The following is a 15,996-nucleotide window of genomic DNA, read 5'->3' on the forward strand; positions in this document are numbered from 1 at the left end:
ACTCGTAATGAGACTGTCACGAACTAAAGAAATCATACTGTCCCCGACAGACCTGATGCGTTTTCAGGGTTGCGAGCACGCGTCGGCTCTCGACCTGGCTTTCCTTCGGGGCGAATGCATCAGTCCCGCCGAAGAGAGCGAGGACGCATTGCTCCTGCAGAAGAAGGGGCACGAGCACGAAGCTGCCTATCTGGCCACGTTGACCTCGGCTGGACGGCGTGTCGTGGTGATCGAGAGCAATGGTCACGACTTCGATCACGCCGCGTCCGCAACCGAAGCCGCCATGCGGGAAGGATTCGACGTCGTCTATCAGGGAGCCCTTCGGACCGGGCGATGGCAAGGATACTCAGATTTCCTTGAGAGGGTGGAGCGTCCGTCGGCGCTCGGCGATTTCGGCTATGAGGCGGTCGATACGAAACTGAAGCGTCGTGCGGATCCCAAGCATGCCCTTCAGCTCAGCATCTACTCAAGGGCTATTTCAGGCATCCAAGCGACCCTTCCAGGGGCCGCCCATGTGCAGTTGGGAAGCGGCGAGCGGGCCAGCTTTCCTGTCGAAGATGCCATCTATTACGCCTCGCGGTTGGCCGAGCGCCTTGAGCAATTCATCGAGACCCCCTGGCAGACCGTACCGGAGCCTGTCTCAGCATGCGGGCTCTGCCGATGGCGTGAGCATTGCGATGCATCATGGATCGCGACGGACAGCCTCGTGAAGGTTGCGGGAATGACCCGGCAGCAGCGCAGGAAGCTTGCCACTGCCGGGATCACGACGATGCGCGCGTTTTCTGAAAGCGAGGAGCCCCTTGCCAGAATCCAGGAGTCCGTGTTGTGGAGGCTTCGGACCCAGGCGCGTCTTCAGAACACCCGACGAGATGGCGGGCCGCCTTCTTTCGTCTTGCGACCTCTTGAAGCGGGTCGCGGACTCTTGCGCCTGCCACGTCCGGCGAACGGCGATCTCTTCTTTGACATGGAAGGCGATCCGCTGGTGGATGGCGGACGTGAATACCTCTTCGGCGTGTACCATGAGACGGGCGGCCAACCGGAGTTCCGGACCTGGTGGGCTCACGACGAGCAGCAGGAACGACAGGCGGCGGACGGCGTACTGTCCTTCTTCACGGCGCATCTTGCCGCGCATCCCGACGCCTACATTTATCACTACAACCACTACGAGGTGACGGCGTTGAAGCGGCTGGCCACCAAGTATGGCGTCGCCGAACATCATCTCGATCACCTGCTGCGGACGCTGAAGTTCGTCGATCTGTATCGCGTCGTCCAGCAGGGTCTGGTGGCTTCGGAGCCCGGCTACTCGATCAAGGATCTCGAAGCCTTCTACATGGAGAAGCGAGAAGGGGAGGTTGCGACCGCCGGCGCGAGCATCGTTGCATACGAGCAGTGGCTCGAAACCGGGGATCAGAAAATCCTCGACGACATCTGCGCCTACAATGAGGTGGATTGCCGATCCACCAAAGGGTTGCGAAATTGGCTGGTGGCGAAAGTCAGGCCGTCGGACATGCCTTGGTTCGTTCCGGTCGCTGCCGAAAACTCGGCGCCCGTCGAGGAGCCGGAACGGATTGCGCTCCGAAATCGCATTGATGCATGCAGGTCGGATATCGGGGATCGGCTGGCCGACCTGGTTTTCGAGCTCAATGGCTTCCACAAGCGCGCCGACAAGCCAGCCTGGTGGGAATACTTCGACCGCCAGGACAGGGAGACGGCGGAACTGATCGACGACTTGGAGAGCATCGGCGGGCTATCCGCGATCGATCGAGCGTCTGGGACAGAGAGAAGATACAGCTATCCGACGCAGCAGACGAAGATGCGGGAAGGCAGCGGCGCCGCCATGCGCGGGCTGAAGGGCAAGGCGACCATCGTCGCGCTCGACCGCGAACGACGCGAGATCACGGTCAAGTTTCCAAGGGTCATCGACCCGCCCGATAGCGTTGACCTCGTTCCCGAACAGCCTCTGGACGCCAAGGTACTCCGAGCTGCCGTCGCAAGGGCCACGGACAGCTTGATCGCAGCCGGCTTCACGGGCTCCGCGTTCGCCGATTTTCTCAGACGCGAAGCCCCTCGTATCAGTGGACTGGTAGCTGGCGATCCAGTGATCCCCGGAAGGGAGCGCGTAGGCGAAACCGTAGCAGCGATCCGAAATCTCGACGGCGGATGCCTGCCGATTCAGGGACCGCCGGGCACGGGCAAGACCTATGTGAGTTCCAAGGCCATCTTCGATCTGGTGCAGAACGGCTGCCGGGTGGCCGTCATGTCGCACAGCCACAAGGCGATCAACAACCTTCTGGTCGAGGTCGCGAAGAGGGCGCATGAGGCCGGGAGGCCTATCCGGATCGCTAAGAAGATCTCGAAACCCGAAGACGTTCCTGACGACCCGACGATCATCTCGACTTCAAAGAACGAGGACACGGTCCTGATGACGGCCTCCGTCGTGGGCGGAACTGCCTGGCTCTTCGCCCGACCTGACTTCTCGGGCACGTTCAGCCACATCTTCATCGACGAGGCCGGGCAGGTCTCGGTTGCGAACCTGATGGCCGCAAGCGGCTGTGCCAGAAACATCGTGCTGGTAGGTGATCAGATGCAACTGCCGCAGCCAATTCAGGGCGTGCATCCGGGTGAAACTGCATCGTCGACGCTCGAATACCTCCTCGAGGGACAGCATGCAGTCGCTGTCGACAGCGGCATTTTCCTGCCTGTTTCGCGCCGGATGCACCCAAACGTGTGCAGCTTGGTCTCGCGCTTGGCTTATGACGGCCGCCTCGAAAGCGACGAGGACGCCGCGCGGCAGGCGATCCGGTTCTCCGGAGGAGGATTGCCCTCCACCGGAGTGGCCTTCATCGACATTGCGCATGAGGGGAATTCACAGGAGAGCGTTGAAGAAGCGGATGCCGTATGCGTTGCCTTCGAACGGCTTTTGGACGCATCGTTCATCGACCGGGAGGGCGTGGAGCGGAAGATGACGATCGACGACATCCTCGTCGTCTCTCCCTACAACGCTCAGGTCAATCTGCTGACCTCCAAACTTCCTGACGGCGCACGCGTTGGGACAGTGGATCGCTTCCAGGGGCAGGAAGCTCCGGCGTGCCTGATTTCATTCGCGACCTCCAGCGGCGCCGAGATGCCGCGGAGTATCGATTTCCTGTTCAGCCTGAACCGTCTGAACGTGGCGATCTCGCGTGCGCAGGCGCTGGCCATGCTGTTCTGCTCGCCGCGCCTGCTCGACGTCCAATGCTCGACCCTCGAGGAAATGCGACTTGTGAACTCGCTCTGCATGGTTCGTGACCGTGCCGACCGGCGCGCTGTCGGGTAGCGTAGCTGGAAGGTTGTTGCTTTCACTCCGTGAGCCGACGGGTGGAGACCTCGCGCTAGCGGGAGCTACACGCTGTGCTGGTGCGATCATCTTTTTTGCGTGCGGACACATCTTGATGCGTTGCGGAGGGCACCCTGGGCCGAATGCACCATTCGCTCATCGCAGGATTGTAGAGGCCCGGCAACGGGAAATATCTGTCGATCCGCAGGAAATCCTTGATGTTCATGGTCGCGATCGGGGCTCCCGTGATGATCGCCACCGCCGCTATCGAAAGGTCTTGGCCCAATTTCAGCTTCTTGGGCGGCGTGGATGGAAACCAGAGGTCACGGAGTGCCGGTACCATCGTCATTCTTCCGTAGAGGCGAGCAGTGTCTGAATCCATCGGCAGAAACACAATGTCCGAGGCCAGAAGCGATCCCAGCCACTCCGAAAACAGATACGCTCCGGAAATATCGCGGCTGGCAAGATTGACGATGCCCCTTTCAATTTCGATCACGGCGCCGAACGGGATGCTCATGGCGGCAGGTTCCGATGCCACCCAGTCGACGACGGTGGGGTTCGGCCGTTTGTGCGCAAGCTCGCTGAGCACATTCGTATCCAGGACATACATGCTAGGCAGTGGGCTCAAGGCGACCATCCATGCTATGTAAACAGCTTGAACCTATGTCGGAGTCACCGGCATTCCGTTAATCCGCGGTTTGCTTGTGGACAAGGAACACAATGAGTACTGGTTTGGGCAAGGAATCGGGTGCGTCGAAGGACTCCAACGTCTGGGACGTTCCCGAGGCACGTAAGAGGTTCGATGATTTGCTAGAAGCAGCGGCTAGCCGTGGTCCGCAGATCATTCGCGACGACAATCGGCAATTCAAGGTGACACTTGACCGGGCTAGCTCTTCGCCGAAGGGTAGGGCGCTGCTTGCGGGAGGCGGTCCCCTTGAGGACGACAATCTCCCCAATGACTGACTGCCGAGAGTGATACGACCTACTTCCTGATATCGGTTTTCTGGTGTCAGCAGCGCCGGTCGCGCACACGACATTATTCCCGGCGCGGATCAGTCGCTGAATCTGCAGCAACAAGGTAGTTCGCGCCGCCCTACGACAGATTTTGTCGCCTGTCTATGTCATTGGGCAGGCAGTGACCGTTCAATCAAGGTGGACGGCGACAGTAATATGTAGTGTTCCCATCGCGTTTCTTGCTACAGGATCCAAAGGGACGGCTAATAGCGGTAACGGGGCAGGGCGGGGCGTTGGCGAAGACATTCGACGGATTCAATCGGCTATTGGAGAAGGTTCGGGGGTCAAGCCACGAGTTCGTGGTCACGACCGAAATATTCCCCAACCTTGACGTCGAGCGCGTCGCCAGGGACATGAATCTGGCAGAGGAAGGGAAGAACCGCGGAGCACTCGACCAGCCGTCAAAGAGTTCCAAATCACTGGACGACATCGAACTGGCGGTAGTTGGGAAGCTCGAGGATGCGAAGAGCACCGCCTACAACAATCTCGAGGATCAGCTGCAGCTCTTTGCTGGACGGTTAGGCAGCCTGGATTTCGAAGGGCAGTTTTCTGACCTCCACAGGGCCAACGCCGAGGGTGTTTCGGATTTCAAGGCGGAGATCGTCAAAGGCCGCAATGAGCTCCATGGGCTCAGGCGAGCCCTCAGCGCGGCCGAAGAGGACTATGCCGATTTCCGGAAGCGGCACCGGATCACGCGGGCCCCGCGCGTGTCCGAGGGCTACGTCTGGTTCTTCAAGATTTCGTTCCTGTTTTTCCTGTTCCTCGTCGAGTCGATTATGAACGGCATCTTCCTGGCCAAAGGAAGCGACATGGGCATCGTGGGCGGGATCACGGAAGCCTTCAGCTTTTCGTTCCTCAACATCGGCATCGCACTCGTATTCGCGCTCTTCTGCGTCAGTCTCGTCGCGCATCGGTCATACTTTCTGAAACTGATAGGCGCGCTCTCCATCGTCCTGTACGCAGGGCTGGCGGTCGCCCTGAACCTTGGACTCGCCCATTACCGCGAGGTGACCGGAAGCATCCTTGAGGACGCAGGTCCGCTCGTGATGAACAGGATCCTGACCGATCCGCTGGGCCTCACGGACATCAAGTCGTGGTTGCTGTTCGGCATCGGCTTCATGTTCTCGATCTTCGCCTTCATCGATGGCTGGTACCTGCGCGATCCCTATCCAGGGTACGCCGGCGTCTACAAAAGGCTGATCGCGGCACGCTCCAAATATTCGAGTCGCCAAGAAGAATTGATCGAGGACCTTCTCAGCGTCCGGGACGACCACAACGAAAAGGTCGACTTCATCATCAAGAACCTGAGCGGGCGCCGCAGGGAACACAACGCAATCATCGCCCATCGCGCGAAGCTCCTTTCGCTGTTCGTTCAATATCAGGAGCAGCTCGAGCGCACCGCCAATGTGCTGCTGAAGCGTTATCGGGAAGCCAACGTGAAGGCCCGGTCGGACAACGCTCCCAAGTACTTCGACAACGCCTGGAAGCTTGATCGCATCAAGCCGACGAAGGCCGGGGAAAGCGAACTGACCGACAGGGACGTCGCCGACTCCATCCGGAAGGCTCAGTCCGAGCTGTCAGAGCAGATCAGGAATATTGCGGCTGTCTGCGACGACGGCATCGACCAGTACCGCGAACTCGACAGGCTGCATCCGGAGACTGCCGCAAATGGCTAGAGGCAGACGAAGAAGGACCCGCGGAAGCGGCCGGACTGGAGCCATCGTAGGCGGTGTCTGCCTCTTGCTAGCATCCGTCGTCCTGATCGGTGGCCTTGGCTATTTATACGCTAGGGCCAACTCCCAGGCGAAGCTTGATAAGCAAACGCTGTGCCCGATTGACGGTCCGATAGCCGTGAACGCTTTCCTGATCGACACGACGGACCCGATCTCGAGAACGACGCTGATCGACGTCAAGAACAAGTTCAGCAAGGCCGTCTCGGCAATCCCAGTCGGAGGGTTGCTCGAAATTTACGGACTGACGGAGAAGCCCGGGGAACTCGTCAAGATGTTCGACGGCTGCAATCCGGGAGATGGCTCCACCGTCGACCAATGGACGAATAATCCAGTTCGACGGCAGCGCCGGTGGGAAGAGGCCTTCAGCAAGCCGCTCGACGAAGTCTCCGGAAAGATTTCGGATGGGCAGGCGGGGAACGCGTCACCGATCATGGCGGCGATCCAGAACATCAAGCTTTCGGTCTTTGATCGGTTCGACTAGCCGGGCATACCAAAGCAACTCATCGTGGCGTCCGACATGATTGAGCACACCAGCCTTTATTCCCAGTACAAGTCGGGGATCGCGTACGATACCTACGCCGATAGCGCGGCGAACGCTGAATACCGGACATCGCTCGACGGGATCGATGTCGCCGTCTGGTATGTGGACCGCGAGGCCAAGGCGTTCAGCGGCCGCGATCACCTCGAGTTCTGGGCCGAATGGATACAACGGTCACACGGCAACATGCTGCCGTCACCGCGGCTGGAGGGCGTGAATTGAGTTACGTTAGACCCGAGGAGCGGAATGGCGGATTTCTGCTGAACCTGCCACTCTACACCTTTGCCGCCTTCACCTTCGCGGGCTGTGTTTTCATCGCGATTTCGAAGCTATGGGGCGTGAATCCGTTCGTCGCCATGGTGGTCCCGATATTGCTGATGTTCGGATATCTGGGACTGTCCCTCTTCGCAGGACGGATCCGGCTGCACGGAGAACAGACTGGCGACAACCTCTATTACATGGGATTTCTGTTCACCCTGTCGAGCATGGGAGTTTCCCTCTATCAGTTCACGTCGGCAGCATCGACGGACGATGTCATCCGCAACTTCGGCATCGCGATTACCTCCACGATCGTCGGCATCGCCCTTCGCATCCTTTATAATCAGACGCGGCGCGACGTCCTCGACATCGAGCGCGCGACACGGTTCGAACTGGCCGACATGACGCGCCGCGTGCGGTCGGAACTGGAGCACGCAACGCGGGAGTTCGCGGACTTCCGGCGCGTCAGCAATCAAATGATCAGCGAAGGCTTCGACGAGATCGTCAAACAGGCGGACACGACAGGCGTGCAGCTCAAGGACGCGCTCGAGAAGATGGCCAACGAGGCCATCAAGCCTGTCGAGGCGGCATCGTCCAAACTCAGCTCGGCCATCGATGCCAGCTTCGGGCAGATCGCGTCGAAGCTCTCCGAGATCGCTGAGAAGGTCGACAGTTCAGGTGACGTCTTCGAGAAGGCCAACAGCGGGATGGCGAACTCTACGACCCAGCTTGGCACTCAGGTGGAGGCGATCTCCAAGAAGCTGGAGGCGGTCATGGTTCCGGAAGCCGTGCTCAAGAACGAGCTCGGTCCGCTCGTCAAGGAACTCGGAAAGATCGTCGTCGATTACGGTGCCAAGACTGAGGCCGTCAGCCGGGAGCAGGCTCAACGCATGGACCTGATCACCGCGGCTGTCGCCAAGATCGTGGAAACGACGGGCAGGTCTGTTCAGATGATGGAGAGGTCTGTCGAGGCCTCTGCGGCCGTTCAGAGAAGCACGGACGGTCTGGCACAGCATGTCCAGCAGCAGAACGCAGACATTCAGAAGCTCCTCGAGAAGCTGGTGGCTGAATTCCGCCCCGCTCCGAAGCCTGCCGTCTTTGAGTCCTTTGCGCCTGCCCCGGGCGTGTCTGGAGGTTTGAACGGCGGCAGCTATCATCCTGCGGCAGGAGCGGTCCCGACGGCGCCCTTGGAGGAGGTCATCGCGGCGACGACAGCGGCGGAAGTTGTAGAGCCGGCGCGGACGGCTCCCGAGAGCGGCACTGGCGTGAATGTGGACATCAATTTCGACGAACTTGAGTCTTCGACCGGAGACACGGACGCCAAGCGTTGGTGGCAACGCCGTTGAGCATCCAGGGGACATCAGTATCGGGCGAGCAACGAGGATATGGCCGCGGCCTGATCCTCGGCCTCACGATGGCGGAGTCGATGCTGCTGCTCGTCTTCTGCCTCCTTCTGGCCGCCGGAGCGATCGTCATGCGCGAGAAGGCGGCGACCGAGCAGGCGAAGGCGGACAAACTTGCCATAGGGCAGGAACTCAGGGCGCAGAAGGACGCAAATGCCCTGCTAGCTGAGAAGCTCGAGGTCTTTCGCAAGGCGGTCACTGACCCGGATGCGCTCGAGAAGGAATGGCGCGAGCTAGAACTCGCCAAGGCCTCACTGGAGGAGATTGTGGAAACCGGGCTGACGCTTGAGGAAGTCAAGAAGCAGGCTCCTATCCTTCGCGAATTGAAGGCGCGGGACGTCACCATTGAAGAGGTGAGGGCTGGGGGCGAACATTCCGCAAGCTCCAGGAACAGGAAATCAACGCTGAGATCTTCGAGATCCTTGCCCCCGCTGCCAAGGAATTGCTCGAACAGGGTCTGACAGCGAAGGACATCGAGAGGCTCGCGCCGGCGATCAAGGTGCTGCGCGATCAGGTCGTTGTCGCGCCCGCCGAACAGACACCCGAGGACCAACTGCTGGAGATCGTGCGCAAGGCGCAGGCCGCGGACGGTGAAGCCATGCCGCACGAGTGGCCGCCGATCATCAATCTCAGCGAAACGAACGGCTATTTCTTCCGGTCCGGCAGCGCCGAACTCAGCCCTGCCTTCCTCGCGAGCCTGCAAGGAAAAACCGCCGAGCAGATCGCGGACATTGCCGCTCGGTATGACGTCGACGTTATCGAGGTGATCGGGCACACCGACGAACAGAAAATCTCCGGGATCGAATCCAACCTGGATGGTGCGCTTCAGGGAGTGCTCAGTGGCGCTACGCCTGTGAAGATACTGCGTCCGGCTGACAATGCGGGGTTGGGCCTGGCCAGGGCGATTGCCGTTGCTGAAATCCTGAAAGACGTGCCGGGGCTCGACGGGCTCACCGTCCTCCCGATGTCTGGCGCGCAGTTGATCCTGCCGGACGATACGTTGACGAATGGCGCTCAGGCTGGCGACGTCGCCTCTCGTCGGCGCATCGAGATCAGAGTTCGAAAACGGAATGGCACCGCAGCGGCAACCGACGCTGCGACCGCAGAGAATTGAGAAAGGCGCTGATCTCCTTGTTAGCGACGGGCGCCCCGCCACCCGGCGGCGCGCGCCTCCGCCTCTGAGCAGAACCACCGTTCACCCTTGCTGGTGGAGATCTTGGTCCTGCCATAATGCTCCTGGCCAGGCAGGTGATAAATCCGTTCGCCCTTGGAACTGATATTGCCCTTGATGTCACAGGCTCCAGGGATGGAGCTGGACGACACCCCGACAAGCGGTGCTATCTGAGCCGGTGCCTCTTTCGAACCGCGCTGCGCGGCGCGCCATTCCCATGGGGGCTGGAATGCCCCGACCCAGATTCCGAGCCGTTCCGCCTTCGCGGCTTCCTGTTGGCCTGCGTAGGCGCCATTGCTGTAACGAGGCCAGTCCATTGCCCACCCGCTCCGGACGAGCGCCTCTTGAACGCTGGTTCCGTCCGCACGGAAGCAGTCGCCGACGAAGCGACCATATTGATCACGCTCGACGAACTCGCATCGGACCGGAGACGAAGCACTCAGAAACTCATCCAACGCATTCGCTGCCCTGGCACCGCAGCGATAAGCTTTCGCATTGCCGTCTTCGCATGTCTGCGATGACTCCGGCGCATCGACCCCGTTGAAACGGATGCGTTCGCGGTGGATCTCGATAGTATCCCCATCAATGACGGAGGCACGCCCAACCAGGGTGGCGGCTGAGGCGGAGGTCGTCTGTCGCAGGACCGTCCCGAATCCAAGGGCCTCGCCAGTGCCAGAGAGGAAGTTTGCCCCTGCGTATCCAGCCACGCCCACGGCCAGCAGTGCAGCCGCAATCAGCCATCGAGCGCTTCGAGGTGTCCTCCCTCGTGAACGCCTGGCCTTCGAGCGGCTTCTTTGCCGCCGACCAATTCGGATAAGTTCGCCCATGTAACCCCTGATGCCTCGGACACTATGCCCGAAATCACGGCATTCCGCTATTCGTCGAGCGTACCTCGGTTAATCAAACCGACCTCCCACGAGATAGCCATTCAGCGGCATTCGCCGTTCGGCCTCAGCGACTTCACCAGCCGTTCCACCACGGGGCCGTTTCGCTCGATGTCGGAACGATCGTATTCGATTTGGAAATAGGCAGCCTGATCCCGACACAACGGAATGGCTCGCTCGTACATAACGCGCTCGCTCCTTCGACCGGACCAGCTAGCCCACCGCCGCGTTTTGCGTTCGTAGGTTATCTCCCAGCCTTCCGCCTTGTCCTGGTCGATGCGCCAACCGACTTCTGACAAGAATTCGCCCTCAGTAATGTGGCTGCCCCAGATCCTCAGCTCGGTGTCGCCGTCAGGCGACACCGATATCCCGCCATCGCCGTTTTCGGACGCTTCCACCTTCGAGAACCCTGGTGGAATGTCGATCCAGTAGCCGAAACGAGCATTGCCGTAGCTTCCCCAATCCGCAGCCGAAGTCGACACAGCGCAAGCGAGCAGCAGTCCGACCGCCAAGAGCACCTGTTTCATCGTCAAAACTCCTGTCCCCTCATTGCTGAGGCGGCTGAAGGCTGCTGATCTTGGGTCCGGCTGACACCGTTACAGATAAAATAGTTGACAGTATATCGTGCCAGACGATGGCAACCGGAGTTCACGTCAAGAAAGTTGACAGAAATCTTGGCGAACCACTCACGCCTGTCATTTTGTGAGTATCGTTGAAGCCGTGATAGCGATGTGCAGCGCCGAGACTAGGCGACCTTTTGGCTGCTCTCCACCAGGTGCAACGACGCCGATGGCTGCTGCAACTCGTGGATCGTCACGCTCGGACATACCTTCCGCGCGATGTCGCAGAGATGCTGATGGTGAGTGAAGTAAACCACCTGACCTACCTTCGCCATTCCCGCGAAGAGGCGGAACGCTTCCTCAGCCCGGAAGTCATCGAACGTCTCCATGATGTCGTCGGCAAGGAAGGGCACTGGCCGATGCGAAGACGCGAACTCATGGTAGCCGGCGACACGAAGCGCCAGATAAAGCTGGAACCGCGTTCCCTTCGACAGCGCGGACGCAATCTTCGATCCGCCGTCTGCGCTGACAGCGACCAGCATCTCGGTGTCCTTATCAGGCTGGGTGGCGAGGCCCCGATAGTTGCCCCTGCTGATCGTATGGAACGCCTCGGAGGCCTGAGCCATCATGGAACTCCGATGGCGGTCCCGGTAAATGCGAAGCGCCTGTTCGGCAGCTGCGACGCCAATACACAGCTTGAGATAGCGGACAGCCTTCTCTTCGATCTCAACAGACACAGTTCGACGACGCTCTTCGATCCGCGCGACGGAATCGTCATCCCCGATCGCACTGACCGCGTCAGCCGCCTTGCTGTGTTCAGTGAATAGTTCCCGGCTTCGTTGATCCTGATCCTCGAAACGGCCTTTGAGTTCTGCCGCCTCCGTTTCAAGGGCCGCCCGATCAGCGTTCTCAAGAGACTTTTCGGCTTCGTCGAGGGTAGGTGATCCAACAGCGTTGATGATGTCTGCCGCGGCGGAATCAGCGTCATCCCTGAGCGCGGCTCGCTGCTCCAACTGGCGCAGCACCACACCGATGTCCGAAAGCGAGGGCACGCCGAAGAACTGGAGGAGTTCGGCCTTCCGTCGTCCATGGATCGCCGTGGCGTCAGACAACTCGTGCTGCTTTTCCCTCGCGACCTGGACAGCCTGCTCTTTCTCGAGGCGGCGGCTTCGGGCGGACACGGCTTCGCGAATGCGATTTTCTATTGCCGCGGCGAGATCCAGCGGTGCGGACTCTTGTGCGGGGATGCTCAGTTCCTCAGCGAGGCGGCCTGCTTCGGCAGCGAATTCGGCCTGGTCCCGCTCCATCTTCGTGACGCGATCCGCCAGCCCGCTCGTCTTCTCGATGAAGGAGCCGAGATCGCTGACGGCTGACAAGATCTCTCGAACGTCCGCGACCGGCCGCGGCCCTTCAACGCCCAGCCACGATGCGGAGCACGCCGCTGTCCATTCGGATGTCCACCGCTGATCGTCCGCGGCGGCTTCCTTATGGATGCGCTCGCGGTCTGCCAGTTCCCGCGCACGGTCTTCGAAGTCTTGCCGGAGCCGCTTGATTTCGGATCCCCGGTCGACGACGGCCTGCGCCAACACCACGAGCGCCTCGAAGCTGGCGGCCGGATCGTGCGACACGCCAGCCACGGCCAAAGCGGCCGTCAAACGATCACCGACGGCGGCACCATCGGCCCTCGCTGCTTGCCTGTCCCGCTCAGCTTCACGAACCGTGGACAATGCTTCCAGAGCGAGGTCGCGCGAGCCCAACCAAGCCTCAAGGCGTTCGGGGGAAGTATCTCCCCGGAAGCCCGGCGCGATATGCGAGAATGCCTCGGCGATTTCGTGGTTGAAGCTTTGGAAGTGCGTTTTCGCGGCTTCCAGGAGCTCTTCGGCGCGGGCAATGTCTGCGTCCAAGACAGCAGCGGCTTGAAGGCCTTGATGAAGTCTCGCCAGTTCATTGACATGCACGAAGCGGGCGTTCGTTGCGAGGTCGTCGCGCCGGAGGGTTTCTTCAAAGACGCCGGCCGTGCTCTCGTCCAATTTCCGGCGATGCTCTGCCCATGCCTGCTCGCGGGCCGCACGGACGGTGCCAGCTTCGTGATCAGTCACCACGCCTGCGATGGCTTCCAACGCATCGAGTTCGGCGGTCAGGCGCTTCCGGTCCGATGCCAGACGCTCAACCTCCTGCTGGTGACGCTCGACCGTCTTTCGCGCCGTTGCCAGGTCAGCCTTCCACCGTTCGACGGTAAACTTGTCCGGCACCGCCATCTCGAGAAGTTGCTGTGGGTCCCCGGTCCATGGCGTCAAGCCCCGCAGCCTCGTGGAGAGCGTCTCCTGATGTGAGGCAAGCGCACGGTCAGCCAGTCGCAGACGGACGCCGTGGTCGTCGGCTCGCAGCGCGGCCAGCGCAGTCGCGAGACCTGCCATGACGGAGTCGCTATTGGATGTGACGACTGTTCCTTGTCCCGCTGCCTCGAGCTTCTCTCGAGCCTCGTCCAAACGACGCCGGGCGCCTGAAACCTCGCCTTCTGCCGACCGAAGCGACGACGTCACGCCGGAACGGCTCTCGATAAGTTCTCGGAGGCAGCCGACCACGGAAGTCTGAAGAACCAGCCGTGTTGGATCAACCTCATCCTCCCGGCCAATCCGACGCAGAATCCCTGTGATCGCAGCGTCAGCCTCGCGTATCTGCAATCGACGCTCGGGGATGTCCTTCGCCGCGGTGAGATAGCGAGCCCGCAGGTCAGGCAGCCGCGACGCGCGATCGGCAAGCCTCAGCGCAACATCGTCGACGGACTCCTTCTCCAACTCCGACACGAGTTCATTGATGTTCTCAGCTACGCCTTTTGAACGCGTCGCCAGCTCGATCTCAACATTCTGAAGCGTTGCGAGTTCCTCTGCTATCCCGATCGGGGCCTCCGGCAGGGAGGCAAGCGGGGCAAGCTTCTCACGGACGGTTCGTAGGGTCGTCAGGCGGGGTAGCGCCGCGAGCAGACGTTGGATCTCGTCGATACGCGACTGAATGCGGCCGCGGGTCGCAATCGTTTCTTCATACCGTGACGCGGCACTTTCTCGCGCGCCGACCAACTGGGCATATCGGCTGGCTAGCGTGTCGATCTTTGTCCGCTCCTCCTTGAATGCATCTAGCTGGCTTTTAAGCTCGGCGAGTTCTCCGCTCCGTGCACGCTTCTTGTAGAAGGCGTCGGCTTCCGTTCTCAGTTCGCCAAGCCGATGACTCAAGTCAGCCAGGCCAGCGCTGGCCGAAAACAGGAGTTCGCCGAGGTCGCCCTCGCTCGCCAAGATGCTTTTGCCGCCTGCCTCGAGCGTGTCGTCGTCGAGCGAGAACATCGTCCGGTACGAATCCCGATCGATGCCTCCGAGATCAGCGCGCAGCACGGCTTCGGAAATCGGCTGGTCATCCGCGTCGAGGAGGTTGTTCTGTGGGCGTTTGATGCGAAAGACCTCTCGCTCACCCGTCGTCAGATCCAAAGCCGCACCGAGCCGCATCGAAGGATAGGGATGCAGGAAGCCGTAGGGGCTGCGCATCTCGATGCCGAACAGGAGGTCCAGGACGGCCGCGAGCGCGGTCGACTTCCCAGCTTCGTTGGGACCATAGACGATATGCAGGTCCGGGCTGCCTTTGGTGCGTTGGCCGAAGTCGATCGTGTGGTCGGTGAACTTTCCGTAGCGGGCGAGGTCGAGACGACGAATACGCATCAGGCAGCCTCCACGTCCGAGTCGGCATGCAGGCGCGCGACTACGTTGTCCGCGCCCTCATCCAGCAGGTCAGCAACGACGAGGTCGAATGCGGTCTCTTCCTCTCCGAGTATGTGACGGCATTCCGGAGGCAGCTGTCCTCTCAGTTCCTCCGCGACCTCGAATGCCGCCGCCTTGAATGCATCCGAGCCTGCTACCTCGTCCGAGATTAGGCGCCGCAGCTCCGCCAGCGGATCTCCGGAATTGACCTGCGCAGCCGAGCGTGGTTGGCTCTGGACCTCAAGTTTTTCGACCCAACAGCGGCCAACCGTGGATGCCCGGTCATCGGCTTCGGCTTTGAGGAGATCGATGTCGCGTCGCATGCGCCATGCAAGGGGAGTGATACCCGTCAGGCGGACGCGCGCAACCAGGTGATCGGAAGCGGCATCCGTCCGCGTTCGTTCCAGCGCCTTTCCGATTTCCCGAGCCAGACCGGCCCAGTCTTCTATCTGGCTCGTATCGACTTCGACGCGTTCGAATTGCGCGACGCTGGTGAAGCGCTCTTCGATCCGGACTGACAGGTCGTCGGAGACGGTTACGAGGGACACCGACTTGACGCCGGATTCGTTGATGTCGCGTCCCTGGGGCATACCGGGCATGACCACGGTACATTTTCCTTCGAATACCGATCGTTTGTGGATGTGGCCTAACGCCCAGTAGTGGAAGCCCGTCGCATCGAGGTCGGCGAGGCTGCATGGGGCATAAGGATTGTGGCCGCTTGATCCCGAGAGGCTGGAGTGAAGGATGCCGATGTTGAAGGCGCCGTCGATCATGGGCTTGTACTTGCCCACGAGGTTTTCTGGGGCGTGTGGCTCGGCAAAGCTCAGGCCATGAACGAAGACGGGGAAGTCGCCTCGTGCTCTCTCGACCGCAATGGCTTCGGCCCGCCCGCTGAACACCTTCACCGTTTCCGGAAAGACCAATTCCTTCGTGATCTGCGAGACGGCGTCGTGATTGCCCCTGATGATGAAAACACGAATGCCCGCTTCGTGCAGCCGACGCACCTGTTCCGCGAGAAACCGCGCCGTCTTCATCGATGTCTGCTCGCCGTCGTAGAGATCGCCGGCCAGCAGCAGCGCGTCGACCTGCTCTCGAAGGCAGAGATCAATGACACGCACGAATGCCTGCCGGGTCGCATTCCCGATCAGGTCGGCGAGCTCCGGGCTTCGCATAGCCAAAGACCTGAGCGGAGAATCCAAATGGATATCCGCCGCGTGAACAAATCGATACGCCACTTACCCAGCCTCCCGCTCCCAATCAGCTGCCGATGATTCCCCAAGGAACCGTACGTTTGCATGCCATAGCGGTGGTGGGTGCCAATTCCTGTCATGTGTCCCCAGGAAACTGCACTGTTAGATGAGAAGGGAAAGATG

Annotated in this window: 13 protein-coding genes; 8 read left to right on the plus strand and 5 right to left on the minus strand. The window is 60.6% G+C overall.

Annotated features, from left to right (window positions below; translation table 11 throughout):
• Nucleotides 1–55 precede the first annotated feature (55 nt).
• Nucleotides 56–3,316, plus strand: a complete 3,261-nt coding sequence (locus G6N73_RS07855) for a TM0106 family RecB-like putative nuclease (RefSeq protein ID WP_206078724.1) — start codon at nucleotides 56–58, stop codon at nucleotides 3,314–3,316.
• 55 nt (nucleotides 3,317–3,371) lie between these two features.
• On the opposite strand, the gene G6N73_RS07860 is transcribed toward G6N73_RS07855, so the two are convergent.
• Nucleotides 3,372–3,953, minus strand: coding sequence for a PIN domain-containing protein (locus G6N73_RS07860; protein WP_343044567.1), 582 nt, complete (start codon nucleotides 3,951–3,953; stop codon nucleotides 3,372–3,374).
• Nucleotides 3,954–4,036: 83 nt separating this feature from the next.
• Between G6N73_RS07860 and G6N73_RS07865 the strand changes: the two genes are divergently transcribed.
• The 7 genes from G6N73_RS07865 (at nucleotide 4,037) to G6N73_RS07895 (ending at nucleotide 9,376) form a co-directional block, all read left to right on the plus strand.
• Complete coding sequence (locus tag G6N73_RS07865; RefSeq protein WP_165025698.1) at nucleotides 4,037–4,279, plus strand: hypothetical protein; 243 nt, start codon at nucleotides 4,037–4,039, stop codon at nucleotides 4,277–4,279.
• A 284-nt stretch (nucleotides 4,280–4,563) separates the two neighbouring features.
• A complete protein-coding gene (locus tag G6N73_RS07870; RefSeq protein WP_165025701.1) occupies nucleotides 4,564–6,006 on the plus strand; it encodes a hypothetical protein in 1,443 nt (480 codons plus the stop codon).
• Between the two features lie 175 nt (nucleotides 6,007–6,181).
• Nucleotides 6,182–6,544 carry a hypothetical protein gene (locus G6N73_RS07875; protein ID WP_165025704.1) on the plus strand — a complete coding sequence of 121 codons (363 nt, stop codon included), beginning with the start codon at nucleotides 6,182–6,184 and terminating at the stop codon, nucleotides 6,542–6,544.
• A gap of 36 nt (nucleotides 6,545–6,580) precedes the next feature.
• Entirely contained in the window at nucleotides 6,581–6,823 is a 243-nt protein-coding gene (locus G6N73_RS07880) for a hypothetical protein (protein WP_165025706.1), read from the plus strand.
• Nucleotides 6,824–6,939: 116 nt separating this feature from the next.
• Nucleotides 6,940–8,205, plus strand: coding sequence for a hypothetical protein (locus tag G6N73_RS07885; RefSeq protein ID WP_165025709.1), 1,266 nt, complete (start codon nucleotides 6,940–6,942; stop codon nucleotides 8,203–8,205).
• A 128-nt stretch (nucleotides 8,206–8,333) separates the two neighbouring features.
• On the plus strand, nucleotides 8,334–8,723 hold the full coding sequence (locus G6N73_RS07890; RefSeq protein ID WP_165025712.1) for a hypothetical protein: 390 nt from the start codon (nucleotides 8,334–8,336) through the stop codon (nucleotides 8,721–8,723).
• Nucleotides 8,705–9,376, plus strand: a complete 672-nt coding sequence (locus G6N73_RS07895; RefSeq protein ID WP_165025715.1) for an OmpA family protein — start codon at nucleotides 8,705–8,707, stop codon at nucleotides 9,374–9,376. Before G6N73_RS07890 ends, G6N73_RS07895 begins: the two co-directional genes overlap by 19 nt.
• Nucleotides 9,377–9,396: 20 nt before the next feature.
• Here the strand turns inward: G6N73_RS07895 and G6N73_RS07900 are convergent, their stop codons facing one another.
• From G6N73_RS07900 to G6N73_RS07915, 4 genes are all read right to left on the minus strand, one after another.
• On the minus strand, nucleotides 9,397–10,140 hold the full coding sequence (locus tag G6N73_RS07900) for a thermonuclease family protein (RefSeq protein ID WP_343044568.1): 744 nt from the start codon (nucleotides 10,138–10,140) through the stop codon (nucleotides 9,397–9,399).
• 221 nt (nucleotides 10,141–10,361) lie between these two features.
• On the minus strand, nucleotides 10,362–10,844 hold the full coding sequence (locus G6N73_RS07905; protein WP_165025718.1) for a hypothetical protein: 483 nt from the start codon (nucleotides 10,842–10,844) through the stop codon (nucleotides 10,362–10,364).
• Nucleotides 10,845–11,062: 218 nt separating this feature from the next.
• Nucleotides 11,063–14,584 (minus strand): AAA family ATPase, encoded by a 3,522-nt coding sequence (locus tag G6N73_RS07910; protein WP_165025720.1) that lies wholly within the window; start codon nucleotides 14,582–14,584, stop codon nucleotides 11,063–11,065.
• Nucleotides 14,584–15,858 (minus strand): metallophosphoesterase, encoded by a 1,275-nt coding sequence (locus G6N73_RS07915; protein ID WP_165025721.1) that lies wholly within the window; start codon nucleotides 15,856–15,858, stop codon nucleotides 14,584–14,586. Before G6N73_RS07915 ends, G6N73_RS07910 begins: the two co-directional genes overlap by 1 nt.
• Nucleotides 15,859–15,996 lie beyond the last annotated feature (138 nt).

It is taken from the genome of Allomesorhizobium camelthorni, assembly GCF_011045125.1.
Classification (GTDB): Bacteria; Pseudomonadota; Alphaproteobacteria; order Rhizobiales; family Rhizobiaceae; genus Allomesorhizobium; species Allomesorhizobium camelthorni.